General features: G+C 69.2%; 23 protein-coding genes. 12 read left to right on the forward strand and 11 right to left on the reverse strand.

Going from position 1 to position 24375, the window contains the following annotated elements; all coding sequences use genetic code 11:
* Window positions 1–69 precede the first annotated feature (69 nt).
* Window positions 70–732 (forward strand): TorF family putative porin, encoded by a 663-nt coding sequence (locus ACK41C_RS08960; RefSeq protein WP_409652948.1) that lies wholly within the window; start codon window positions 70–72, stop codon window positions 730–732.
* Between the two features lie 73 nt (window positions 733–805).
* A complete protein-coding gene (locus tag ACK41C_RS08965) occupies window positions 806–1120 on the forward strand; it encodes a hypothetical protein (RefSeq protein WP_409652950.1) in 315 nt (104 codons plus the stop codon).
* Here the strand turns inward: ACK41C_RS08965 and cobS are convergent.
* The gene (gene cobS / locus ACK41C_RS08970; RefSeq protein WP_409652952.1) at window positions 1117–2121 is read right to left on the reverse strand and encodes a cobaltochelatase subunit CobS; all 1005 of its coding nucleotides are present in this window, start codon (window positions 2119–2121) and stop codon (window positions 1117–1119) included. The two genes, ACK41C_RS08965 and cobS, sit on opposite strands and share 4 nt — an antisense overlap.
* Window positions 2122–2281: 160 nt before the next feature.
* Between cobS and ACK41C_RS08975 the strand changes: the two genes are divergently transcribed.
* Window positions 2282–3136 carry an ion transporter gene (locus tag ACK41C_RS08975; RefSeq protein WP_409652953.1) on the forward strand — a complete coding sequence of 285 codons (855 nt, stop codon included), beginning with the start codon at window positions 2282–2284 and terminating at the stop codon, window positions 3134–3136.
* 56 nt (window positions 3137–3192) lie between these two features.
* Window positions 3193–4068, forward strand: coding sequence for a TauD/TfdA dioxygenase family protein (locus ACK41C_RS08980; RefSeq protein WP_409652955.1), 876 nt, complete (start codon window positions 3193–3195; stop codon window positions 4066–4068).
* Window positions 4069–4204: 136 nt separating this feature from the next.
* On the opposite strand, the gene ACK41C_RS08985 is transcribed toward ACK41C_RS08980, so the two are convergent.
* Together ACK41C_RS08985 and ACK41C_RS08990 are read right to left on the reverse strand one after the other, a co-directional pair.
* A complete protein-coding gene (locus ACK41C_RS08985; protein ID WP_409652957.1) occupies window positions 4205–5284 on the reverse strand; it encodes a flavodoxin family protein in 1080 nt (359 codons plus the stop codon).
* A 171-nt stretch (window positions 5285–5455) separates the two neighbouring features.
* Window positions 5456–6103, reverse strand: a complete 648-nt coding sequence (locus ACK41C_RS08990; protein WP_409652959.1) for a J domain-containing protein — start codon at window positions 6101–6103, stop codon at window positions 5456–5458.
* Between the two features lie 52 nt (window positions 6104–6155).
* Here ACK41C_RS08990 and ACK41C_RS08995 point away from each other — a divergent pair, with 52 nt between their 5' ends.
* The 4 genes from ACK41C_RS08995 to ACK41C_RS09010 are packed head-to-tail and all read left to right on the forward strand — an operon-like array spanning window position 6156 to window position 10204.
* Window positions 6156–6431 carry a BolA family protein gene (locus tag ACK41C_RS08995; protein WP_409652961.1) on the forward strand — a complete coding sequence of 92 codons (276 nt, stop codon included), beginning with the start codon at window positions 6156–6158 and terminating at the stop codon, window positions 6429–6431.
* A gap of 58 nt (window positions 6432–6489) precedes the next feature.
* The gene (locus ACK41C_RS09000) at window positions 6490–6996 is read left to right on the forward strand and encodes a 2Fe-2S iron-sulfur cluster-binding protein (protein WP_409652963.1); all 507 of its coding nucleotides are present in this window, start codon (window positions 6490–6492) and stop codon (window positions 6994–6996) included.
* The gene (locus ACK41C_RS09005; RefSeq protein WP_409652965.1) at window positions 6993–7943 is read left to right on the forward strand and encodes an FAD binding domain-containing protein; all 951 of its coding nucleotides are present in this window, start codon (window positions 6993–6995) and stop codon (window positions 7941–7943) included. Before ACK41C_RS09000 ends, ACK41C_RS09005 begins: the two co-directional genes overlap by 4 nt.
* Window positions 7940–10204: a molybdopterin cofactor-binding domain-containing protein gene (locus ACK41C_RS09010; protein ID WP_409652967.1), complete on the forward strand. Its 2265-nt coding sequence runs from the start codon at window positions 7940–7942 to the stop codon at window positions 10202–10204. The genes ACK41C_RS09005 and ACK41C_RS09010 overlap by 4 nt, the downstream gene beginning before the upstream one ends.
* Here the strand turns inward: ACK41C_RS09010 and ACK41C_RS09015 are convergent.
* From ACK41C_RS09015 to ACK41C_RS09035, 5 genes are all read right to left on the reverse strand, one after another.
* Window positions 10201–10971 (reverse strand): SDR family NAD(P)-dependent oxidoreductase, encoded by a 771-nt coding sequence (locus ACK41C_RS09015; protein WP_409652968.1) that lies wholly within the window; start codon window positions 10969–10971, stop codon window positions 10201–10203. The two genes, ACK41C_RS09010 and ACK41C_RS09015, sit on opposite strands and share 4 nt — an antisense overlap.
* Before the next feature lie 7 nt (window positions 10972–10978).
* Window positions 10979–11356 (reverse strand): response regulator, encoded by a 378-nt coding sequence (locus tag ACK41C_RS09020; RefSeq protein ID WP_409652970.1) that lies wholly within the window; start codon window positions 11354–11356, stop codon window positions 10979–10981.
* Window positions 11357–11536: 180 nt separating this feature from the next.
* Window positions 11537–12829, reverse strand: coding sequence for an HlyC/CorC family transporter (locus ACK41C_RS09025; protein ID WP_409653969.1), 1293 nt, complete (start codon window positions 12827–12829; stop codon window positions 11537–11539).
* Window positions 12830–12831: 2 nt separating this feature from the next.
* Complete coding sequence (gene aroB / locus ACK41C_RS09030; RefSeq protein WP_409652972.1) at window positions 12832–13944, reverse strand: 3-dehydroquinate synthase; 1113 nt, start codon at window positions 13942–13944, stop codon at window positions 12832–12834.
* Complete coding sequence (locus ACK41C_RS09035) at window positions 13941–14489, reverse strand: shikimate kinase (RefSeq protein ID WP_409652973.1); 549 nt, start codon at window positions 14487–14489, stop codon at window positions 13941–13943. Before ACK41C_RS09035 ends, aroB begins: the two co-directional genes overlap by 4 nt.
* A 69-nt stretch (window positions 14490–14558) precedes the next feature.
* Between ACK41C_RS09035 and ACK41C_RS09040 the strand changes: the two genes are divergently transcribed.
* Both ACK41C_RS09040 and ACK41C_RS09045 read left to right on the forward strand, forming a co-directional pair.
* A complete protein-coding gene (locus ACK41C_RS09040) occupies window positions 14559–15752 on the forward strand; it encodes a hypothetical protein (protein WP_409652975.1) in 1194 nt (397 codons plus the stop codon).
* Window positions 15749–16660, forward strand: a complete 912-nt coding sequence (locus ACK41C_RS09045) for a site-specific tyrosine recombinase XerD (protein WP_409652977.1) — start codon at window positions 15749–15751, stop codon at window positions 16658–16660. The genes ACK41C_RS09040 and ACK41C_RS09045 overlap by 4 nt, the downstream gene beginning before the upstream one ends.
* Window positions 16661–16685: 25 nt before the next feature.
* Here the strand turns inward: ACK41C_RS09045 and ACK41C_RS09050 are convergent, their stop codons facing one another.
* The gene (locus ACK41C_RS09050; RefSeq protein WP_409652979.1) at window positions 16686–17537 is read right to left on the reverse strand and encodes a hypothetical protein; all 852 of its coding nucleotides are present in this window, start codon (window positions 17535–17537) and stop codon (window positions 16686–16688) included.
* Window positions 17538–17777: 240 nt separating this feature from the next.
* On the opposite strand from ACK41C_RS09050, the gene ACK41C_RS09055 reads away from it, so the two are divergent.
* Together ACK41C_RS09055 and ACK41C_RS09060 are read left to right on the forward strand one after the other, a co-directional pair.
* A complete protein-coding gene (locus tag ACK41C_RS09055; protein WP_409652981.1) occupies window positions 17778–18740 on the forward strand; it encodes an acetyl-CoA carboxylase carboxyltransferase subunit alpha in 963 nt (320 codons plus the stop codon).
* A 69-nt stretch (window positions 18741–18809) separates the two neighbouring features.
* Entirely contained in the window at window positions 18810–19808 is a 999-nt protein-coding gene (locus tag ACK41C_RS09060; RefSeq protein WP_409652982.1) for an NAD(P)H-dependent flavin oxidoreductase, read from the forward strand.
* 96 nt (window positions 19809–19904) lie between these two features.
* Here the strand turns inward: ACK41C_RS09060 and ACK41C_RS09065 are convergent, their stop codons facing one another.
* Together ACK41C_RS09065 and ACK41C_RS09070 are read right to left on the reverse strand one after the other, a co-directional pair.
* Window positions 19905–22910, reverse strand: coding sequence for a TonB-dependent receptor domain-containing protein (locus ACK41C_RS09065; protein WP_409652983.1), 3006 nt, complete (start codon window positions 22908–22910; stop codon window positions 19905–19907).
* Between the two features lie 384 nt (window positions 22911–23294).
* The gene (locus tag ACK41C_RS09070) at window positions 23295–24302 is read right to left on the reverse strand and encodes a beta-eliminating lyase-related protein (RefSeq protein ID WP_409652985.1); all 1008 of its coding nucleotides are present in this window, start codon (window positions 24300–24302) and stop codon (window positions 23295–23297) included.
* Between the last annotated feature and the right edge of the window lie 73 nt (window positions 24303–24375).

A 24375-nucleotide genomic window follows, 5' to 3' on the forward strand; every position in this document is an offset into this window, starting at 1 on the left:
GCGGGCTTAGCCGCGGAATTCTTTAGCGTTTCACGCGCAGTAAGAGGGCGAAACCTTCGGAGTTCGCCCTTGCGCATCCTCGCCGCCCTCCTCCTCCTCGCTCCGGCCGCGGCTCAGGCCCAGACGCTGAGCTTCCAGGCCGATCTAGTGTCCGACTACCGCTTCCGTGGCTATTCCCTGTCGGACGAAGCCCCGGCCCTGCAGGTCAGCCTGACCGTCGAAAGCCTTTCCGGATTTTATGGCCAAGTCTGGGCCTCGACCATAGACGAGTACGGCGCAGGAGCTGACGGCAAGGGCGCCACGGTGGAGCTGGACTTCACCGTCGGTCGGGCCTGGCAGGTCGGCGGCTACGATCTGGACCTCGGCCTGGCGGCCTACACCTATCCCGGCGGGGAGGGTGTGAACTACCTCGAGATTCCGGCCTCGGTCTCCCGCACCGCCGGCGACTGGATCTGGACGCTGGGCGCGGCCTACGCCCCCCGGCAGGACAATCTCGGCGATCAGGACAACGCCTATGTCTATGGCGCCGTGGCGCTTGCCCCCGCCGCCTGGCCGGTGGCGCTTGACGCCAGCCTGGGCTGGGAGGACGGCGCCTTCGCCGACCGCAAGCTCGACTGGTCGGTCGGGGTGAGCAAAGCCTTCGGCCCGATCACCCTCGGCGCCCGATACCTGGACGCCGACGATCCCGCGGTGGACGCCGCGGTGGTGGGCTCCGTCGGGCTCCGTTTCTGACAGGGCTGCGGAACCCGGCCGCGGGCGGCGCCTTCACCGAGGAGCCTTGCCGTCCGCCTAAGGGGAGAAACGCATGATCCGCGACCGCCAAGCCTTCGAAGCCGCGCTCGAGGCGGTGACCCGCTATCTCGACGCGCCGCCCGAGCCGGGCACGCCCGAAGACCGCGCCTTCGGAGAGCTTCTGAAGGAGCTCGAATCCTATCGGCCGGCGCAGCCGCCTCGAACCGAGCCGGACGAGTTCGTGGAGCTCCAGGCTCGCGCGGAGGTCCTTCGGGAGCAGGCGGCGGCCTTCCTGCAACGGCGCGAGACCGAGCGCGAGGCCAGCCGGTTCGCGCCGTTCGGCGCGGCGGGAGAGGCGTCCGGCCCCTCCACCCGCGGCAAACCTTAGGCGACGCGAACCCGCGCGGTGGATTCCGGCAGATCCTGACCGAAGGCGCGCTGGAAGAACTCGGCCACCGTGCCGCGCTCCAGCTCGTCGCACTTGTTCAGGAAGGTCATCCGGAAGGCCAGCGCGATGTCGCCGCCGAAGATTTCGGCGTTCTGGGCCCAGGTGATCACCGTCCGCGGGCTCATGACCGTGGAGATGTCGCCGTTCATGAAGGCGTTGCGGGTCATGTCCGCCACCCGGACCATGGCCGCGATGGTGCGCTTGCCCTCCGGCGTGTCGTAGTGCGGGGCCTTGGCCAGGACGATCTCGGCTTCGACGTCGTGAGCGAGATAGTTCAGCGTCGTCACGATCGACCAGCGGTCCATCTGGCCTTGGTTGATCTGCTGGGTGCCGTGATAGAGCCCGGTCGTGTCGCCCAGGCCGATGGTGTTCGTCGTCGAGAACAGGCGGAAGAACGGGTTCGGCCGGATGACGCGGTTCTGGTCCAGCAGGGTCAGCTTACCCTGAGCTTCCAGCACCCGCTGGATCACGAACATCACGTCCGGACGGCCGGCGTCGTATTCGTCGAAGACCAGCGCGATGGGCCGCTGGATCGCCCAGGGCAGGATGCCTTCGCGGAACTCCGTGACCTGCTTGCCGTCCTTCAGGACGATGGCGTCCTTGCCGACCAGGTCGATCCGCGACACGTGGCTGTCGAGGTTCACCCGGATCAGCGGCCAGTTCAGCCGCGCGGCCACCTGCTCGATGTGGGTCGACTTGCCGGTGCCGTGATAGCCCTGGACCATGACGCGGCGGTCATAGGCGAAGCCGGCGCAGATCGCCTTGGTGGTTTCCGGGTCGAACTTATAGGCCGGGTCGATCTCCGGCACATGGGCGTCGCGGTGCGAGAACGCAGGCACGTTCATGTCCACGTCGACGCCGAAGGTCTCGCGTACGGAGACCTTTCTGTCGGGAACCAGCGCGATCAGCTTGTCGTCTTGAGTGTCGGCGAAGGAAGTCATGGCGAGGATCGCATACAGGGTTCCAGGCTCGAAGCAAACGGGTGTTTAGCGACTTGCGGTGTGTGTGTGCGTTCGGCGGTGGCGCGTTCGCTCCAGTTCCGGCAGATGGCTCTCCACCCTTCCGGCGTCCGCCGGATCAGCTATGGACTTGGAGCCTTCAGTGGAGCAGCTGCGTGCGCTTCTCGCGTCCCCGCGGACCGAGCGTGTCATCACCGCCCTTATCATTCTCAACGCCATAACACTGGGTCTGGAGACCAGTCCTTGGGCGCTGGAGCGGTTCGGCGCCGTTCTCTATGCGGTCGACCGTATCGTGCTGGCGGTCTTTGTCGTGGAGATCCTGGCGCGGCTCGCCGTCCACCGTGGGGCGTTCTTCAAGGACCCCTGGAGCCTGTTCGACTTCGCCGTCGTGGCGGTGGCGCTGGTTCCGGCGACCGGGGGCTTTTCCGTGCTGCGGGCGCTGCGGATCCTCCGCGTGCTGCGGATGATCACCATTGTCCCGTCCCTGCGGCGGGTGGTCGGCGCCTTGATCTCGGCCCTGCCCGGCATGGGCTCCATCATCCTGCTGCTCAGCCTGCTGTTCTATGTGTTCTCGGTCATGGCGACGAAGCTGTTCGGGTCGGCGTTTCCCGTCTGGTTCGGCAGCATCCCCGCCTCGGCCTACTCCCTGTTCCAGGTCATGACCCTGGAAAGCTGGTCGATGGGCATCGTCCGGCCGGTGATGGAGGTCTACCCCTACGCCTGGGCCTTCTTCATTCCCTTCATCCTCTGCACCACCTTCACCATGCTGAACCTGTTCATCGGCATCGTGGTGAACGCCATGCAGAGCGAACACGAAGAACAGGCGAAGGCCGAGCGGCAGGCGCTGGAGGACGAACTTCGCCGCGCCTCGGAGGAACGGCGGCAGGCCGAAGCCACCCATCATCACGACGCAGCTGCGCTGGGCGCGGAGATCGCCGCCTTGCGCAAGGACATCGGCGCCCTGCGGGAAGCCATCGCGCCCGCGGCTCAGGCCTAAGGGGTCCCTTGCTCCCGAAGGCGGAAAGGTCCTCAATGGTTGGAGGAGGACGCCCCATGACCACGCTCGCCGATCGTCCGGCGCGAGACGCCATCCGTGTGGAGCCGAGCGAGAGCGGCTTCGGGGCCCGCATGACGGGCCTCGACCTGCGCAAGCCCCTGCCGCCCGAGTTGCTGGCGCAGGTAAAGGCCGCTTGGGCTGCGCATGCGGTGGTCAGCTTCCCGGGGCAGCCGCTCAGCTTGGAGGAGCTGGAGGCGTTCACCCAGCAGATCGGGCCTTTCGGCGAGGATCCCTTCATCGCCCCGATGCCCGGCCATCCCAATGTGCTCGAGTTGCGGCGCGAGCCGGACGAGAAGGCCACCAATTTCGGCGCCGGCTGGCATTCCGACTGGAGCTTCCAGCAGGCGCCGCCGGCGGCGACCCTGCTGCGGTCCGAGGTCGTGCCCCCTGTGGGCGGCGACACCCTGTTCGCCGACTGTATGCGCGCCTACGAGGCGCTTTCGCCCGCCTTCCAGGCCATGCTGGCGCCGCTGCGGGCGGTGCACAGCGCCACCCGCGCCTATGGGACGAAGGGCGTGTTCGCCCGCGAGACCGAGAAGCGGACCATGCAGATCATCGTCTCGGAAGAGGCTGAGAAAACGCAAGCCCATCCGCTCGTCCGCACGCACCCGGTCACCGGCCGCAAGGCGCTGTTCGTCAGCCCCGTCTATACGGTCGGGATCGAAGGCATGACCGCCAAGGAATCCCAGGCGATCCTCACCTTCCTCTTCGGCCACATGACGCAGGACGAGTTCGTCTACCGCCACCGGTGGGAGAAGGACATGCTGCTGATGTGGGACAATCGCTGCACGGTCCACCTCGCCGAAGGGGGCTATGACGGCCACCTGCGGGTGATGCACCGCACGACGGTGGCGGGCGAGGTTCCAGCGTAGCACGCCAGGGGGCGACTCGGCAGGACGCCCTCCGTTTCGGCGTTCGCGCGCCGCGCGCCACCTCCCCCAAACCGCGCCTGCGGCGCTGGGGGAGGATCTAGAAGCGCTTCAATCCACCGACCTGGATGCTCCATCGCTACTTCTGCCGCGGCGCCTTCAGGCCCTGACCGGCCATCAGCAGCTTGCCTTGATGGTTGGCCTTGGCGGCTTCCACCAGCGTTCGGGCGGCGTTGCGCACCTCGGTCTGGACAGCGGTGTCGAGGTCGAGCTCCTGGTGGCTGGTGGCGTAGGGCTTCCAATAGCCGATGTAGCGATCGAGTTCGGCGTTCACACCGGCCGGCGCCAGATCCATGAACCGCAGCCAGTCGGACAGGCTGCGGCGAACGTTTTCGGCGCCCTCGACGTCGCCATGCACCACCACCGAAAAGACCCGATCCTTCAGGTGCTTGGGATAGTCCCAGCCCTCCAGCTCGATCTGCTTGGCCGCCTTGGCGTCCTTGCCGTGGGTGCGGGTCGGGTCGGGATTTCCGCCGTCGGCGCAGACCAGGCGGTCCATCATCAGTTTCAGCGGCGAGGAGACCTGATACCAGTTCACGGGTGTGACGATCATGATCCCGTGGGCTTCCACCCACATGGGGAAGATGTCGTTCATCCAGTCATGGACCTGGCCCAGCGAATAGTTCGGGTAGCACGAGCAGGGCCAGTGGCAGAGCGCCGGCGAGGTCGAGAAACAGGCCTTGCACGGGTGGATCTCGCGCCCGTATTCCGAGGCCAGGCGGGAGAGGTCGAGCAGGGCGACGGAGACGCCTTCCACCGCCAGTTCCTCCCGGGCGATCTCGCACAGGCGATAGGACTTCGACATTTCCCCGGGGCAGGTGTGCTCGCTGCGGGATGAGCCGTTGATCAGCAGGATGCGGCAGGGGCCGTTCCGGTCGTCGTGCCGGGCCTGAGCGGCCTCAACCGCCGCCCGGGCGGCGATCCAGTCAATCGAGAGGTCGTAGTCCGGGTCGGCGTAACCCGGGCCGGCCTTGCGCGTCCGGGGCGCCTTGCGATGATTGATATAGCCGTCCCAGGCGGCGTCGGCGATGCGCGCCAGCTCCGCGCCTAGGCTCTCGAAGGCGGGATCGGCGAAACGGCTGAGAAAGCGGGCCTTGAACTCCGACTCGACGAGTTGGGGGCTTGGCATGCCCTTGCGGGGTTCGGGGGCTTGGGTCACGGCCGCGTCCTCCTGTCGGGAAGCGAACGTGAGCTTGAACAGACGGGTTCCTTCGCCTCCCTTGGGGGGGTGGATCGTCGCGGAGCGACGAGACGGGGGGTGCATCTGACTCAGCAGGCCCCACCCTGGCGGCTTCGCCGCCTGTCCCTCCCCGCAAGGGGGAGGGAAACTTCAAGCCAGCTTGGCTTTCTTCAGCGCCTGATAGGCCTTGATCACCCGCTGCAGCTTGTGCTCGGCCGAGCGGTCGCCGCCGTTGGAGTCCGGATGGCAGCGCTTCACCAGTTCCAGGTAGCGGGCGCGGATCTTGGCCTCGTCGGCGTCTTCGTCCAGGTCCAGGTCGGCGAGGGCGTTGCGCTCGAGCTTGCCCAGACGGCGGCGCTCCGGCTCCGGCGCCGCGCGTGCGGTTCCGCCGCCGAACAGGTTGAACGGATCGCGATAGCCCTGGCCCTTCCCGAAGCCGTGCGCCGCCGCGGCGGCTTCGCGGGAGAAGCGGCTGGCCTTGAACTGCCAGGTGGGGCGGTCGCCGGTGGCGCTCTGGGCCTGGCGTTCGCGAATCTCGCCCTCGCTCATGCCTGCGAAGAAGTTCCACTGGCGGTTATATTCGGCCGCGTGCGCCTGGCAGAACCAGTAGTGCTCGTTCAGCATCTCCCGGGATTTGGGCGCGCGCGCCGTCGCCGCCAGCCGGCAGCCCGGATGATCGCAGGCCCGCTCTCCGGGCTTCAGCGCATAGACGTCATCGTCCCGAGCCGCCTCTTCCGCCGTGGGTGGGCGGACGCGGATGTCGACGAACTTAGGCTTGTATTGAAACGCGCCGGCCATGACCCAAGTATGAGGCTCTGAGAGTCCCTTTCAAGAATTGAACATCGAGCCCATGGGCGCCATATTTGAGACGATCCATAACAAGCTCACCGCGGCGTTTTCGCCCACCCGCCTGGAGATCCAGGACGACTCCGGCCGGCATGCCGGCCACGCGGGCGCCACGCCGGGGGGAGAAAGCCATTTCAACGTGCTGATCGAGGCCGAGGCCTTCGCCGGGAGGCCCAAGGTGGTGCGTCAGCGCATGGTCTACAAGGCCCTGGCGGACGAACTCGCGGGACCTGTGCACGCCCTTTCGCTCAAGGCTCTCGCGCCCGGAGAGCCGGCTTAGAACATAACCAATTTCGAGGGGACCCCAAGGCGGGCCCCTGGCCTGGGGAGGCGGGATTTTGAGGACGACGATCACCGTGAACGGGGAGGCGCGGTCGCTCGACCTCGATCCGCGCACCACCCTGCTGGACGCGTTGCGCGAGCATCTGGGCCTGACCGGCTCCAAGAAGGGCTGCGACCATGGGCAGTGCGGCGCCTGCACGGTCCTGGCTAACGGCGTGCGGATCAACGCCTGCCTGAGCCTGGCGGTCATGCATGACGGCGACGAGATCGTCACCATCGAGGGGGTCGGCGCCCCGAAAAACCTGCATCCGCTGCAGACCGCCTTCCTCGACCGAGACGCCTTCCAGTGCGGCTACTGCACGCCTGGGCAAATCTGCTCGGCCATCGGGATGCTCTCGGAGGCCGAACAGGGCTGGCCCAGCCAGGAAACCCTCGACCTCGCCGCGCCGGTCGCCCTGACGGATGCGGAAATTCGCGAGCGGATGAGCGGGAACATCTGCCGCTGCTCGGCCTATCCCCAGATCCTGGCGGCGATCCGCGACGTGGCCGGAGAGCCGGCATGAGGCCCTTCACCTACGAACGCGCCGCAGACGCATTGTCGGCGGTCAGGACGGTGGCCCAGACGCCAGGCGCCAAGTTCCTCGCCGGAGGGACGAACCTTCTCGACCTCATGAAGCTGGAGATCGAGCGGCCGGCGCACCTCGTGGACGTGGGACGGCTGCCGCTTGCCCAGATCGAAGCGGACGGAGAAGCCCTGCGTATCGGGGCCGTGGCCACCAACAGTCAGGTGGCGGCCGACGCCCGAGTGCGGGCGCGCTATCCGGCCCTTGTCCAGGCCATCATCTCCGGCGGGTCGGCCCAGCTGCGCAACAAGGCCAGCGTCGGCGGCAACCTCCTGCAGCGCACCCGCTGCGCCTATTTCTACGACACCGCCAAGCCCTGCAATAAGCGCCAGCCGGGCTCCGGTTGCGGCGCGCTCGAGGGGCTGAACCGCAACAGCGCGATCTTCGGCGCCAGCCCCCACTGCATCGCCACGCACCCGTCCGACATGGCCGTGGCCCTGGTCGCGCTCGACGCCTCGGTGGAAACCCTGGCGCCCGACGGCTCGGCCCGCACGTTCAAGCTGGAGGACCTGCACCTCCTGCCGGGCGCCACGCCGGATCTGGAGACCAGCCTGCAGCCGGGCGAGCTCATCACCGCCGTGGTGGTTCCGCCGCCGCCGACCGGCGGTCAGGTCTATCGCAAGGCGCGGGACCGGGCCTCCTATGCCGGCGGCCTGGCCAGCGTGGCCGTCGCCGGTGACCGTGTCGCGTTCGGCGCGGTGGCCCACAAGCCCTGGCGGGCGACGGCGATGGAGGCTGCGCTCGCCGCCGGCGCTGCTCCCACAGAAGCCGCCCGCGCCGAGCTGAAGGGCGCTCAGTCCAACGGCCGGAACGCCTTCAAGGTCGCGCTGATGGAGCGCATGGCCGCCGCCGCCGTGGCGGAGACGCGCGAAGGGAAGAACCCATGAGCTCCGTCGCAGACTGGGCGCGGCCCAATCCGATCCACGAGAACCGGTCCGGCCTGATCGGCAAGGGCGTCGACCGCTACGAAGGCCCTCTGAAGGTCACCGGAACCGCACCTTACGCCTATGAGGTCGTCCCGCCCGCGCCGCCGCTCTACGGCTTCTTGGTGGGCGCATCCATCGCGCGGGGGCGCATCGCGTCGGTCGAGACGGCCGAGGCGGAAGCCGCGCCCGGCGTGCGGCTGGTCTGGACCCACCGCAATGCGCCGGCCCAGGCGCCGCGGGGCGCCCGCGCCAATCCCCGCAGCCAGCGCCCGTCGAACCCGGCTCTGGCCGACGACCGCGTCCGCCATTTCGGCGAGACGGTGGCTTTCGTCGTCGCCGACACCTTCGAGGCGGCGCGCGACGCCGCAGGCCTGATCCGCATCGCCTACGCCGAAGAGCCGGCGGTGGTCGATTTCGCCGCCAGCCTCGATCGCGCCGAAATGCCGCCGGGAGAGGAGGACGTCCATATCGGCGACTTCGAACAGGCCTTCGCCACCGCGCCGGTCATCCTGGACGAGACCTATTCCAGCCCGGTGCAGAACCACGTGCAGATGGAGCCCTGCGCCACCATCGCCTGGTGGGACGGCGATGAGGTCACGGTCCACACTTCGATCCAGATGGTGAAGGGCGGCCAGCACGCCCTGGCCGAGACCCTGGCGATCCCCTCCGACAAGGTGCATCTGCGTACGCGCTATATCGGCGGCGGCTTTGGCGGGAAGGGTCAGCCCTACGACGACCTGACGCTCTCGGCGCTGGGGGCCCGGGCGCTCGGCCGGCCAGTGAAGGTCGCCTATACGCGCCAGCAGATGTTCCACGGCACCATCCACCGGCCCGCCACCATCCAGCGGGTGCGCCTGGCGGCCGAGCGGGACGGGCGGCTGACCGGCTTCGCCCTGGAGGGCTACACCCACTGCGCCCGGGAGGCGCCGTTCACCGAGCACTTCGCCAACTTCTCTCGCAGCCTCTACGCCGCGCCCAATCGTCTGACCGGCCACCGTCTGGTGAAGATGGACCTGCCGGGCGCCGGCCCCATGCGCGCGCCGGGCGAGGCCTCGGGGATGCTCAGCCTCGAATGCGCCATGGACGAGCTGGCGGAGAAGCTGGGGCTCGATCCCATCGAGCTGCGCCTGCGCAACGAGCCCGAGCGCGATCCCGAGACCGGCAAGCCGTTCTCCTTGCGCCAGCTCGCCCGGTGCATGACGGAGGGCGCCCAGCGCTTCGGCTGGGATCGCCGCAGCCCGGTTCCGGGGCAGGTGCGGGACGGTCGCTGGCTGGTCGGCATGGGCATGGCCGCGGCGATCCGCGGCAATTTCCTTCTGCCCGCCAAGGCCGGCGTGCGGATCGACGCCGACGGCGTGGTCACCCTGCGCCAGGGCATGACCGATATCGGCACCGGGACCTACACCATCCTGGCCCAGATCGCCGCCGAGACCCTGGGCGTGCCGCTCGCCCAGGTGCGGGTGGAGATCGGCGACTCCGAGTTCCCGCCGGCGCCCGGCTCCGGCGGCCAGTTCGGGGCGGCGACGGCCGGTTCCGCAGCGCTCGACGCCGGAATGAAGCTCCGGCGCGCCCTGGCGGAGCTGGCGGTCGGCGATCCCAATTCGCGCATCTATGGCGAGGATCCCGAGCTCGTGACCTTCGCCGACGGGGCGCTGGGCATCGAGAACCGCACCGAAGCCCTGGCCGACCTCGTGTCGCGGGCCGCGCCGGAGGGCGTCTATGCCGAGGGCGCCATCACGCCGGCGGCCGACGCCCGCGACTGGTCGCAGCATACCTACGGCGCCCATTTCGCCGAGGTCGGGGTCGATCCCGTCACCGGCGAGGTGCGCATGCGGCGCATGTTCGGCGTCTTCGCCGCCGGCCGCATCCTCAACGCCAAGACCGCCATGAGCCAGATCACCGGCGGCATGATCTGGGGCGTCGGCACGGCGCTCACCGAGGGCAACGCGGTCGACCCGCGCTACGGCTCCTTCATCGGCCAGGACATGGCGGGCTACCTCGTGCCGGTCCATGCCGACATCGTGGACCTGGACGCGGTGCTGCTGGACGAGGTGGACGACAAGGCCAATCCCATGGGGATCAAGGGGGTGGGCGAACTCGGCATCTCCGGCGCCGGGGCGGCGGTGGCCAACGCCATCTACAACGCCTGCGGCGTGCGGCTGCGCGACTATCCGATGACGCCCGACAAGGTCCTGGCGGGGCTGATTGCGGCAGGACTTTAGGCGTTTCGCGCCGTCAGGCCGCCGTCCACAGGGATAATCGCGCCGGTGATGTAGGAGGCGGCCGGCAGGCAGAGGCTGAGCGTCATATGCGCCACCTCCTCCGGCTCGCCGTAGCGGCGCAGGGCCGTGCGGCGATGGGCGAAGGTCTGCTTGGCCTCGTCGGGAACCGCCTGGGTCATGCCGGTGCGGATCGGGCCCGGGCAAATGCAGTTGACCGTGATCCCCTCGCGGCCAAGCTCCACGGCCAGGGCTCGGGTCAGGCCGACCACCCCGGCCTTGGCGGCGGCGTAGGGGCTGTCCTGGGCTGTCGCGCCCAAGGCCTCGGTGGAGGCTATATTGACGATCCGCGGCGCCGGCGCGCGGCGCAGGTGGGGCAGGGCGGCGCGCACCATCCTCTGATGGGCGGTCAGAAGCACGGCCAGAGACCGCGCCCACACCACCTCGTAGTCGTCGCTATCGATGGCCGAAAAGCCCGAGACGCCGGCGTTGTTCACCAGGATGTCCAGGCGGCCGAAGCGCTCCGCGACCTCATTCGTCACCCGGGCGATCTCCACCGGATCGGCGACGTCCAGCCGCCAGGCCTCTGCGGCCAGCCCGCGGCCCTGCAGTTCAGCCGCGACGGCATCCGCCGTTTCGCTCCGATAGTCCGTGACGGCGACAAGCGCGCCTTCCTCGGCGAACACTCGGGCGGTCGCCCGGCCCATGCCGTCGCCGGCGCCCGTGATCAGAACGGCAGATCCCGCCACCGAGCGGCCGGGCGCGCTCATCGCAAGGTCAGCCGACCCGCGCCCGCAGCTCGCCGAGCACCCGGGCGAGGTCGCCTTCGCGGAACGGCTTCTGGAGCACCGGCGATCCGCGGTCCACCTCGCGCAGGCCTGCATCGCCATAGCCGGTGGCGAAGGCGAACGGCGCGCCCTTCTCGCGCAGGAGGTCGGCCAGGGGGAAGATCGGCTGGCCGCCGAGATTGACGTCCAGCACAGCGCAATCGAGTTCGGCGTCCTTGGCGAGCGCCATGGCTTCGTCCAGCCGCGACGCCGGCCCCACCACCTTGCAGCCCAGGTCGTCCAGCATGTCCTCGATGAGCATCGAGACCATCATCTCATCCTCGACGACGAGAACCCGCAGGCCCGCCAGATCCTCAGCCATGCTCATCCCAACCGCTCCAACCCCGATCCGATAGGCGCCGTCCTGCAGAACCGCCGACGCTAACCGGTAGAGCCTATTCTGTCCGGCCCCGTCTGTCGGACGGCCGACAAACGCCACATGTAACGCTGCAACCGCCGGTGTCTGCTCTGCAGGTGACGTCTATGGAGGAGTATTTCGGCGCTGGGTTCAATGGTTTTCGGACGGGCGCCTCTCGTCGGGCGGGGAGACGCGCAGGGCGGTGATCTGGTTCCGCTCGCGCTTCACCACCTGGAAGCGGTGGCCATGGAAGGTCCAGGTCTGGCCGACCTTGGGGATGGTCTGGGCTTCGTGGATCACCAGGCCCGCCACCGTCACGGCGTCGTCGTCGGGCAGGTGCCAGTCCAGCGCGCGGTTCAGGTCGCGGATCGCCACCCAGCCGTCGACCATCACCGAGCCGTCCGGCTGGCGGCGCACGCCCTCAAGCCCGGCGTCGTACTCGTCCTCGATCTCGCCGACGATCTCCTCCAGGATGTCTTCCAGGGTGACCAGGCCCTGCAGGGCGCCGTACTCGTCGACCACCAGGGCGAAATGGGCGCGGCGCTTCAGGAAGCCGTTCAGCTGGTCCTTCAGGCTGGTGGTTTCGGGAATGAACCAGGGCTCGCGCGCCAGAGCGGCCACGTCGACCTTGCCGATATCGCCCTCCGCGCGGGCCAGGGCCGACAGGAGGTCCTTGGCGTGCAACACGCCGACGATGTTCTCCGGATCGTCGCGATAGAGCGGCACGCGCGAGTGGCCGCTTTCCAGCACGGCCTCCACGGCCTCGCGCGTCGGGAGGTCGGCGTCGACCATGGCGATCGACTTGCGGTGGACCATGACCTGGGTCACGTCCATCTCGCCAAGGTCCAGAATTCCGCCCAGCATCTGGCGGTCCCGATCCTCCACCAGGCCTTCGGAGTGGTGGTACTCGACGGCGCCGCGGATCTCCTCGTGCGCGGCCAGGACGTCGATCTCCATGGAAAGCTTGATGCCGAAGGGGCGAAGCGTCTGGCGCACCACCCACTGGGCGCCGTTGGCCAGGGGGCCGAAGATCCGCACGATCCAGTAGGTGGGGATCGAGAGGAACCGCGCGGCGTCGTCGGCCCGGGCGATGGCCAGGGTCTTGGGCAGGATCTCCGAGAAGATGACGATCATCACCGTCATCACCGCCGTGGCGATCAGCGCGCCCACCGGCCCCGGGAAGGCGGTGGAAAGGGCCACAGTCGTCAGGGCCGAGGCCCCGATGTTGATGGCGTTGTTGGAGAGGAGTATCGCCCCGATCATCTTCTCCTGGTTGGCGATCAGGCCGTTCACCCGGCGCGCCGCACGGTCGCCTTCCCGTTCCAGCTGGTGCATGCGGCCGCGGCTGGCCGCCGTCATCGAGGTCTCGGCCGCGGAGATCAGGCCCGACAGGGTGAGCAGGACCAGAAGGACCGGCGCCAGGCCGGCCAGCACGGCCAGGATCGTCACGGCAGGGCCCCTTCGGCGATCAGGAAGCGACGCACGGTTTCGGGGTTCACGTCCTTGGCCACGAAGGTCTCGCCCAGGCCGCGCGCCAGCACGAAGGTCAGCTTGCCGCCCTCGGCCTTCTTGTCCTGCGCCATGTGGCGGACCAGGGCGTCGGCGGCGAACGGCTTGTCGGCCACAGCCCCCAGCCCCGTCGGAAGCCCGGCTGCGGCGATCGCCGCCTCCGCGCGGGCGGCGTCCTGGCCGGCGCAGAGTCCTTGGCTCGCGGAGAAGCGGAAGGCGATGGCCGAGCCGGCCGCCACCGCTTCGCCATGCAGCAGCGCCTCGCCATAGCCGGTCTCGGCCTCGAGGGCGTGACCGAAGGTGTGGCCGAGATTGAGCAGGGCGCGGCGGCCGGCCTCCTTCTCATCCTCGGCGACGATCTCGGCCTTCATCTCCACCGAACGGGCCACGGCGTGGGCCAGGGCCTGCGGGTCGCGCGCCAGGACGGCGGGGCCGTGGGCCTCCAGCCAGCCGAAGAACTCGAAGTCGCCCAGCAGGCCGTACTTGATCACCTCGGCGTAACCGGCCCGCATCTCTCGGTCGGAGAGGGTGGAGAGCACGTCCAGGTCCGCTAGGACCAGCCGGGGCTGGTGGAAGGCGCCGATCAGGTTCTTGCCGCGCGGCGTGTCGATGGCGGTCTTGCCGCCGACCGAGGAGTCCACCTGGGCCAGCAGGGTGGTGGGGATCTGCACGAAGTCGATCCCGCGCTTGTAGATGGCGGCCGCGAAGCCGGCGAGATCGCCCACCACGCCGCCCCCGAAGGCGACGATCAGGTCCCCGCGGTCGAGCTCCAGCGCCAGCAGCCGGTCGCAGACTTCGGCCAGGCCCTCCCAGCTCTTGGTTTGCTCGCCCGGCGGCACCAGCACGGGCGAGACCGCAACCCCCGCCGCCTCCAGCGAGGCGGCGAGCCGCGCGCCGTGCAGCGCCCAGACGCGGGTGTCGCTCACCACCGCCGTGCGCCCGCGTTTCAGAAGCGGCGCTATGCGGCCGCCCGCCTGGTCCAGCAGCCCGGAGCCGATCAGCACGTCGTAGCCCCGCGCCTGAAGACCCACCCGCACCGTGCGGATCATTCTGCTTGCTCCTGGAGATGGTCGGAAAGCGCGCGGATCACCTGATCCACGGTCACGTGATGGGCCACATCGCCGGTCTCGACGGTGACGTCGGCCTCGCCATAGGCCGGATAGCGGGCGGCCGCCTGTTCCTGCAGCACCGCCATGGGGTCCTTGCCGACCAGCAGGGGGCGCGTGTCCTTACGCGAGACGCGCCGCGCCAGGACCTCCAGGTCGGTCTTCAGCCAGACGGAGAGCGCCTTGTCCTTGATGAGCTTGCGGGTCTCCGCGTTCATGAAGGCCCCGCCGCCGGTGGCCAGCACGTGCGGCGGGTCCTCGAGCAGGCGCGCGATCACCCGGCGCTCCCCCTCGCGGAAGGCCGGCTCGCCGAGGTCGGCGAAGATGTCGGGAATGGACCGGCCGGCGGCGGCCTCGACCTCCGCATCGGCGTCGCGGAACGGCAGGCCGAGGGCATTGGCGAGGCGGCGGCCGACGCTCGACTTGCCCACTCCCATAAGCCCCACCAGGGCGATCGTGCGGGCTCGAAGCGGTGTGTAGCGGTCCATGGACGGCCAAGGTCTTACACGACCGCGGCCTCTCGCGCCAATGCAGCGCGTCGGGTTAGGATCGCGGTCATGATCCTGTTCAGGAATTTCGTTGGACTGGCGGCCGTTTGCAGCATGGCCGGCGCGGCGCTGGCCCAGGAGGTGGCCGTCACGCCCCTGGCGGCGCCGGACCTCTTCTCCACCGGGGCGGGCGACGGCGGCCTGCCGGCGGACCTGTGGCGAGGCGCTTCGGCCGTGACGGCCCGCCGGGTGATCCCGATGCTGGCGACGAAGCCGCTCTCACCTGCCGCCGAGGGGCTGGCCCGGCGCGTGCTGGCGACCGGCGCGGCCGGACCCGATGGGGCGGGTTCCGATCCGGAACTGGCCGCCGCGCGCGTGGCGGCCCTGACCGCCGTCGGCGGGGCCGCGGCGGCAGGCGAGATCCTGGCGCGGACGCCCGGCCTGGAGCGTTCGCCCGAGCTCGCCCGCGGGGCCGCGGAGGCCGCGCTGCTCGCCTACGACGCCCAGCGGGCCTGCGAAATCTCCCGAGCCCTGGCGGTCGGCCGGGACGATATCTACTGGCTGCGCCTGCGCGCCTACTGCCAGCATAGGGCCGGCGAGGCGGGCGCGGCCCAGCTCACCTTCGACCTCGCCCAGGGCCAGTCGCGCGACGCCGTCTATGGCCGGCTGATGGGCGCCAAGCTGGCAGGCGGGGGAGATCCGGGCGCGGCTTCGCTGCGCAACGGCCTGGACTACGCCCTCTCGCGCGACCTGGGGCTCGACCTGTCGGCGGCGAAAGCCGCTCCGGCCGTCGCGGCCATACTGTCGCCCGATGCGCCCGAAGCTCTGCCTACGGCCGACGATCCAGTGCTGGCGGAGGCCATGCTCGCGGTCGCAGAAGGGCGGCTCGAAGCCGCCACGCTAGAAGCTCTGGTCGACCGCGCCTTGACCGCTGGCGGGCGGGCTCGCGGCAAGGCCGAGAACGCCGCCCTCATCTTCGCCGCCCTCGGCGCGCCGGCCAGCCCTCGGGCGCGGGGCGAGATGGCGGCCTTCACCGATGCGGAATCCAAGGCGCCGCCGGCGCGGCTGCTGGCGCTGGATCTGGCCGCCGAGGGCCGGCTGATGGGTGAGACGGCCCTGCTGGCCCTGTGGGTCTCGGCCGATGCTGGCACCGCCGGCCCGCCCACCGGCGACCGCACCCGGCTGATCCGCGCCCTGCGCGCGGCAGGGCTGGAGGCCGACGCCCGGGCCTATGCTCTGGAAGGCCTGGCGGCCCAGCGATGAGCGGCGAGGGCTGGGTCGAGGCGTTCCTCGAAATGATGGCGGTGGAGCGGGCTGCTGCGAAGAACACGCTGACGGCCTACGCCAAGGATCTGGCCGACGCTCAAGGGTTCCTGGCCGGCCGGGGCGGGGACCTGGCCTCGGCGCGCGCCGAGGACGTGGAGGCCTATTTCCAGGCGCTGGGCGCACGGGGGCTTTCCCCGGCCACGGCCGCGCGCCGGCGGGCGGCGGTGCGCCAGTTCTACCGTTTCGTGCTCGGAGAAGGCTGGCGGGCGGACGACCCCTCCCGCCGCGTCGAGGCGCCCCGGAAGGGGCGGCCCCTGCCCAAGGTGTTGAGCCGGGACGAGATGGATCGCCTGATCGCCGCCGCCGGCGCCCGCGACGGGGCGCAGGGGCAGCGGCTCGCCTGCATGGTGGAGCTGGCCTACGCCTCGGGCCTTCGGATTTCGGAGCTGACCGCCCTGCCGCTGGCCGTTCTGGCGCGCGATCCGGCCTATCTCGTCGTCAAGGGAAAGGGGGGCAAGGAACGCCTGGCGCCGCTGAACGAGGCCGCGCGGGTCGCCGTGAAGGCCTATCTGGAGGTCCGCAAGGCCTTCCTGCCCAAGGGAGACGCCGCCAATCCCTGGCTCTTCCCCTCCCGCGGCAAGGGCGGTCGGCTGACGACGCGCCGCTTCGCCCAACTGCTGGACGAGGCGGCCGCCGGCGCGGGGATCGATCCGGCCCGCGTCAGTCCGCACGTGCTGCGCCACGCCTTCGCCACCCATCTGCTGGAGGGCGGCGCGGACTTGCGGGTGGTGCAGAAGCTGCTGGGCCACGCCGACATCGCCACCACCCAGATCTACACCCATGTGGCCGGCGACCGGCTGGCCGAGGTGGTGGCGACCAAGCACCCGCTCTCCCGTAAGGACTGAAGGGCAAGCACCGCTCTGCGCGCGATCATCCGGTGATGCGGTAGCGCCCGTCGCTGTCGGGGCAGACGCGGACATAGCGGTAATCCCGCCCGTGGTCGTCGATCGGCGCCGGGGCCAGACGGCAGCGTTGCCGGGCGTAGTAGCTATAGTCGTACTGCCCGGACCGCCGCGCCCGGTCATAGGCGCTCTCGCGGTACGGGACGGTCTGGTCGTAGCTGAAATAATAGCCGCGATCGTCGCACTTGGCCGTCGAGCGGCCGATGCCGACGCCGACCGCGCCGCCCACCAGGGCGCCCAGCACCGCGCCTTCGGTCCGCGCGTTGCGCGCCGCCACGTTGGAGCCCAGGGCCGCGCCCGCCAACGCCCCTAGCAGGCCGCCGGCCAGCGAATTGGTGTCGCGCCGCCCCCGGCACGGATCAGCGTAGGTGCCGGTATAGGCGGTATCGACGCCGTAGTCGGTGGCGCTCCAGACCGGCGGCGGGCCATAGCGCCGCTCGTAGGCGCCGTAGCCGTAGCGCGCGTCGTAGTTGGCGCGGTCGCGCTCGTACTGCGCGCGGCGGCGCTCGAAGTCGTCGCGGCTCGACCAGCCCGCATCCCGATAGGAGCCGCCCCAATAGGCGTCGTCCCACACAGGGGCGGGCCCGTAACGCCGGGCGTAGGCGCCATAGCCGTAGCGGGCGTCATAGCGCGCCCGGTCGGATTCGTAGCGGGCCAGGCGGTTCTCGTAGTCGGCGCGCGCGCGCTCGTATTCGACACGGCGGGCCTCGTAGTCGGCGAGGTTCCGCTGATATTCCGGCGTGGGATAGTACTGGGCGGCGGCGGGAGCCGCGGTCGCCAGAGCGGCGGCGGCCGCCAGGGTCGTGCTCAATGCCTTCATGGCCTTGTCCTCAATTCGGCGCGGGGTCTCCGCGCGGGATCCTTGAGGGGAGCCGGACGCCAGCCTCCCGCCGGACTTGGGCTCGGTTCGACCTCGGCATGAGAACGTCATGTCCTGCGAGCGGTTGCAGACGCGCTGCCGCCGCAGATCTCCCCTTCGCCAGGAAGACTTGTTCGACTGGGCCTTACCCCCTAATTTCCGCCCCTTCCGCAGCCGGAAGCGAAGAGAAGATTCCCCTAGATGGCCGCCCATTATCTCGAGTTCGAGCGCCCGATCGCCGATCTCGAAGCCAAGATCGAGGAACTGTCCAAGCTTTCGGAGACCACCGGCTCCGGGGCGCTGGAGGCCGAACTCGAGGCGCTGCGGGGCCGCGCGCTGGAACTGCGCCGGCAAGCCTATTCCAAGCTCGACGCCTGGCAGAAGACCCAGGTCGCCCGCCATCCGGATCGCCCGCACTTCGTGGACTATTGCGGCGCCCTCATCGAGGAGTTCGTGGAACTGCGCGGCGACCGCAAGTTCGCCGATGATCAGGCGATCATGGGCGGGCTCGGCCGCTTTCGGGGCCGACCGGTGGTCGTCATGGGGCACGAAAAGGGCCGCGACACCGTCAGCCGCGTGAAGCACAATTTCGGCTACGCCCGGCCGGAAGGCTATCGCAAGGCCATCCGGCTCATGGAGCTTGCCGAGCGCTTCAACCTGCCGGTCCTGAGCTTCGTCGACACGCCCGCGGCCTATCCCGGCATCGGCTCGGAGGAGCGCGGGGTGGCCGAAGCCATCGCCCGCTCCACGGAAAAGTGCCTGATGCTCGCCACGCCCATGGTGGCGGTGGTGACCGGCGAGGGTGGATCGGGCGGGGCGCTCGGCATCGCCTGCGGGAACCGGGTGCTGATCCTCGAGCACGCCATCTATTCGGTGATCCCGCCGGAGGGCGCCAACTCGATCCTCTGGCGCGGCGCCCGCACCGCCGAGGAAGCGGCCAAGGCGATGAAGATCACCGCGCAGGACCTGCTGGGCATGAAGATCGTCGACCGGATCGTGGCCGAGCCGCCGGGCGGCGCCCATTCCGACAAGGACGCGATCATCGCCGCGGTGGGCGACGCCCTGGAGGACGAACTGAAGGCGCTCGAACCGCTCGACGCCGAGGCCCTGCGCCGGCAAAGGGCGGACCGCTTCTACGCCATCGGCCGCTCCGGTCTGCAATGACCAAGCGGCTTGCCTGACGCCGCGTAGGCGGGTTCACTGTCGTCCAAACAACCGTTTGGGAGGACCGTGATGGCCTTGAAGACCCGCTTCACCGAGCTCGTGGGCGTCGAGCACCCCGTCGTCCAGGGCGGCATGCAATGGGTCGGCCGGGCCGAGCTCGTGGCCGCCGTCGCCAACGCCGGGGGCCTGGGCTTCATCACCGCGCTGACCCAGCCGACGCCGGACGCCCTGCGCGCCGAGATCGAGCGCTGCCGCAGCCTGACCAAGAAGCCGTTCGGGGTGAACCTGACCATCCTGCCGGCGATCAACCCGCCGCCCTACGCCGAATACCGTCAGGCGATCATCGATTCCGGCGTGAAGATCGTGGAGACCGCCGGCAACAAGCCGGCCGAGCACGTCGAGGAGTTCAAGAAGCACGGCATCATCGTCGTCCATAAGTGCACCTCGGTCCGCCACGCCCTGTCGGCCGAGCGGATGGGCGTCGACGCCATCTCCATCGACGGCTTCGAATGCGCCGGTCACCCGGGCGAGGACGACGTGCCCGGCCTGATCCTGATCCCGGCGGCCGCCGACAAGGTGAAGATCCCGATGATCGCCTCGGGCGGGTTCGGCGATGGCCGGGGCCTGGCGGCGGCGCTGGCGCTGGGCGCGGAGGGCATCAACATGGGCACGCGCTTCATGTGCACGAAGGAGAGCCCGATCCATCAGGCGATCAAGGAGCAGATAGTGGCCAACGACGAACGGGCCACCGACTTGATCTTCCGCACCATGCACAACACCAGCCGAGTGGCGAAGAACGCCGTCAGCCAGCAGGTGGTGGCGCTCGAGAAGCAGGGCGCCAAGTTCGAGGACGTGCGCGAGCTGGTGGCCGGCACGCGCGGCCGCAGCGTCTACGAGATCGGCGATTCCGACGCGGGCATCTGGTCCGCGGGCCAGATCCAGGGCCTGATCCACGACATCCCCTCCTGCGAGGAGCTGGTCCACCGCATCGTCCGCGAGGCTGAGGAGATCATCACCGGACGCCTGGCCCGGATGCTCGCCGCCCGTCAGGCCGTTCCCGCCGAGTAAGCTCCAAAAGAAGAAGCCGCCGGCCCGAAGGACCGGCGGCTCCATCGCTCTCCATGGAAGCCCCGCCGCCGCAGCGGCGGGGCTTTTTTCATGGTCCTAGAAGCGGGCGGTGAGGCCCACCTGGTAGTAGCGACCGATGAAGTCGTACGTGCCGTAGGCGTTCGCCGAGTTGGTCGCGCCGTGCGGCGGATCGGTGTCGAACACGTTCCGCACCACGAACCGGGCGCGGAGGTTGTCCAGCCCGCCGAGGCCCATCCGGGTGGCCATGTCGGCGAAGTCATAGGACACCGACAGATCGTGGAGCATGTAGTCGTCCACGGTCAGAGGCCAGCGGCTTTCGAGCGTGAAGTCGTTGTTGAACTTCGACTGGTCGATCCAGTTGACCGTCCACACCACCGACAGGTTGTCGCGGGTGTAGGTGGTCTCGTTCTTCCAACGCCACTTCGCGTTGCCGATCTCGCCGTGATCGCGGTTCAGATCGAAGCCCAGGCCGGTGACCGAGGTCTGCTGACGCTTCACATGGAAGAGATCGAAGTCGACATTGACCACGCCGGGATTGCCCCCGAACCAGCCGCCAAAGGCGCCGCCCAGCCACTCGACCAGATCGGCGCGATAGTTCACGCCGGCGGTGAAGCCTTCGAAGTTGGTGTAGCCGGCGTTGATATAGCCGGCCCGCGGACCGTCCGAGGTCACGCCGCCGCTGGTTTCGCCGCGCGTCAGGATCTGGCCCTGACGGGTGGAGGCGAGGGCCGAGTTGCCGCGTTCGAAACGGCCGCAGGCGTCAGGTTGCGGATCCGGCGAGTCGTAGCAGACCTGCAGGATCGAGGTCAGGGTGAAGTTGGAGATGGCGCCGGTGAGCTGGATGTTCACCCAGTCGAAGTTGAGCGACAGGCCCGGCACGAAGGACGGCTGGTAGACGAAGCCGGCCGACCATTGCTCGGCGATCTCGTTGCCCAGATCCGGATTGCCCGAGGTCGAGCCCTGGACCGTGGCCGCCTGCACCTGAGAGGTCAGCGAGAAGTTGGCCGGCAGGCCCAGCGCCTGGAACGCCGCGGCGCAGTTGGCCTGGCGGGTCGCCGGGTTCGGGCCGCTGTTGATGTTCCGGAAGTCGCAGGGATCGGTGGCCTGCATGAAGCTGGTCGCCTGCGGCAGGAACAGCTCGGTGATGGCCGGAGCGCGGAAGGAGCGGGCCTTCTGCGCGCGGATCATCAGGTCGGGGATCGGATACCAGCGACCGCCGTAGCTCCACGCCTTGTCCTCGCCGGCCTGGCTGTGGTCGATCTTGCGGTAAGCGCCTTCGACCTCCAGGCGGTGCAGCAGCGGGAAGGTGAAGTCGCCGCCGAAGATCGGAACCAGGGATTCGACGTACCACTCCTTGGTGTTGAACTTGCCGGTCAGGGCCGTGATGGCGGCCGAACGGCCGACGCCTAGGCGCTGCGGTTCGTTCGGCGAGAACGACGACTTCTCGTAGCGGGCTTCAAAGCCGGCGGCGAAGCTCCAGGCGCCGGCGGGAAGCTGCAGGATGTCGCCGCCGAAGTTCCCTTCGTAGACGGTCTGCAGGATTTTGTAGTCGCTCTTGAACTGGACGCCCACATAGTCGAGCGCCGCTTGGCTCGGCGAGCCGAGACCGAACATGTTCAGCGGCTGGCAGCCGGCGGCGCGGGCCGTCGGGCTGGCGCAAACGATGGCGCCGCTGGCGTCGCGGGTGACGTTGATCGCCTCCAAGAAGCGCGTCTGGACGATGTTCGGGCTCGAGAACGAGCCGTCCGATTCACCCGACGCCATGGCCAGGTTCCAGAAGAAGTTCCGATCGAGGGCGCTGAAGTCGCCTTCGACCGACAGCACGCTGCGCAGGGTTTCGCCTTCGGCCGTAGTCTTGTTGGTGCCGATGTCGATCGAAGCGCGCGACAGGAAGAAGAGCACGTCGCCGGGCGAGTTCGGGTCGGCCGGCAGCGGGGTGGGCTGGGCCAGGATCGCCGCCCGGGTGGCCGCCGGCAGGAAGGGGTTGGCCGTCGAGAACTGCAGCGAAGCCGAGTTCCCGCCGAACAGCGGGGCGTTGTAGATCGGCTGGTTGTAGGGCTCTTCGGCGTCGAACTTGGAATAGAACAGCTCCGCATTGACGCGGATGTTGTCCGTCAGGTCGAACTTGGCGAAGGCCGTCGCCACGTGCCGCTTCACCGGCGATTGTAGCGAGGAGAGCTCGGCCAGGTTCATGCCGTCGCCGCCAGACGCCACGGACGCCTGGTAGAAGGTGCCGGTGTTGTATGGAACGAGCACGCCGCCGGGTCCGAACTGGGCCGCCACGCGTCCCGCGCCGTTCGGGTTCGGAATGGTCAGAATGTTGGCCAGCGGCGAGCCGCCGGTGCGGAAGGGGACCCCGCCGAAGGTCGTTTCGGGAATCCGCCGGTCGAAGATGATGATCGCGCCGGGGATGTTGTCCGAGCCGCTGGTGTTCGCCGGGTTGGCGGCGAACGTCAGCTGCTCGGCCGTCCGACTGCGGTCGGTGAAGGCCAGCGGCTTGGTTTCGTTGTACTCGTAGCTGCCGAACAGGCTCAGGCGATCTTCCATGAAGGTCTTGCCGGCCACCACGCGGCCACGCCACACGTCGGCGTCGCCCTGTTCGGCCACGCCATAGGCGGCGTCCACTTCCACGCCGTCGAATTCGGAGCGGGTGATGATGTTGATCACCCCGGCGACGGCGTCGGAGCCGTAGACCGCCGAGCCGCCGGCCTGGATCGTTTCGATGCGGTCGATCAGGCCGGTGGGGATGACGTTGAGGTCAACCTGGCCGCCGGCCGCGGCGCCGGTGAAGATCGAGGCCGGGTTGCCGCCGACGAAACGGCGACCGTTCACCAGCGTCAGGGTGCGGTTGGTGCCCAGATTGAAGATGTTGATGAAGTTCCGGCCGACGCCGAAGGAGCCTTGGTCGCCGATCGGGCTGATCGGCACGCCGACGGAGGGCAGGTCGTTCAGGGCGTCGGCGACGTTGGTGAAGCCGCGCTCTTCCATGGATTGCATGGTGATGACCTGGATCGGCTGAACCGAGGTCAGGTCGGGGCGCCGGATGCGCGAACCGGTGACGACGACTTCGTCGACGTCCACGGACTGGCTCGTCTGCGCGAGCGCGAAATTGGGGGCGGCCAAGCAGGTCGCCGCCGCCGAACCGAGTAGCGCGGTTCGAAGCATGTTCTTCATCGTGATATTCATTCGGCCCCCCGGCCTGGAAGCGTGAGAGGAAGGCGCCGGAAGGGTGGCCCGGCGCCGCGGAAGTCGCCTTTCCGGCTGGCTCAGCGATTCTCGAGGCGTAAAACGCATCGTCGCGATGCCGGCGGTTACGGCGGTGGGGCAAGCTGTCACGCTCGTGTAACGCGAGCAAACCAAAAGTGACAAACAGGTAAGGTTTGACGCAAGCCCGTTTCAGATCGGCGCCCAAGTGCGGTGTTCGCGCCACACACTCGCCGGGTTTCCGGCAAGCTTTGCCCCGCCTCAGGCAATGGCTCTCAGCGCCTCGGCGAGTTCATCGACAGCTTCCGGCGTCGTCGCCCAGGAGCACATGAACCGCACGGAGCCGTCCAGGAAGCGATAGACGAACCAGCCGGCGGCGTGCAGGGCCGAGAGCCGCGCGTCGTCCATCTCCACGAAGACGGCGTTGGCCTCCACCGGGTGGCGCAAGGGAAAGGGCATGGCGTCCGCCAGGCGCCGGGCCATGGCGTTGGCGTGGCCGGCATGGCGCAGGAAGGCGCCGCTCTCCAGCATGCCGATGAAGGGGGCGGCGTAGAACCGCGTCTTGGACGGCAACTGGCCGGCCTGCTTCAGGCGAGCGTCGAAGCGGTGGGCGAGTCCGCGATCGAAGATGGCGACGGCTTCGGTCGGGCTCATTCCCGCCTTGGTCCCGCCCAGCACCAGAATATCGACGCCCAGCCGTCCGATCGCCTTTAGGTCGAATCCCGCTGCGGCGGCGTTGGCCAGGCGGGCGCCGTCCAGATGGATGCCCAGGCCCTTGGCCTTTGCCGGCGCGATCAGGGCCGAAAGCGCGTCGACGCTGTAGACCGTGCCGTATTCGGTGGCGTTGGTGAGCGAGAGCGCGGCCGCCGACTGCCGGTGCGCCAGGTCCGGCGCGGCGAGGGGACCTTCCAGCGCGGCGGGATCCAGCCGCCCCGACGCGCCGGCCAGGCCGATCAGCCCCAGCCCCTGGCCAAAGAACCCCGGAGCCCCGGTCTCGTCGGTGCAGATATGGGCGTGCTCGTGGGCGATCACCGCCTCGAAAGGCCGGCAGAGGGTCGCAAGGGAGATGGCGTTGGCGGCCGTGCCCGAAGCCAGGAACCGCACCTCGGCGTCGGCGTCCAGCGCCGCGCGGACCGTATCGGCCGCCCGCGCGGTCACGGTGTCCGACCCATAGCCGGGGGTGAAGCCGGAATTGGCGGCCAAGACCGCCTCCATGGCTTCCGGCGCGGCGGGCGCGGTGTTGTCCGAAGCGAAGTCGTAACGGGCCATGCGTCGCCTTTAGGGCGCGCGGGGCGGTGCTGGAAAGAGGCTTTCCCATTTCTTCACGGACGCCGCCGATCCT

The organism is Phenylobacterium sp., assembly GCF_046290725.1.
Classification (GTDB): Bacteria; Pseudomonadota; Alphaproteobacteria; order Caulobacterales; family Caulobacteraceae; genus Phenylobacterium.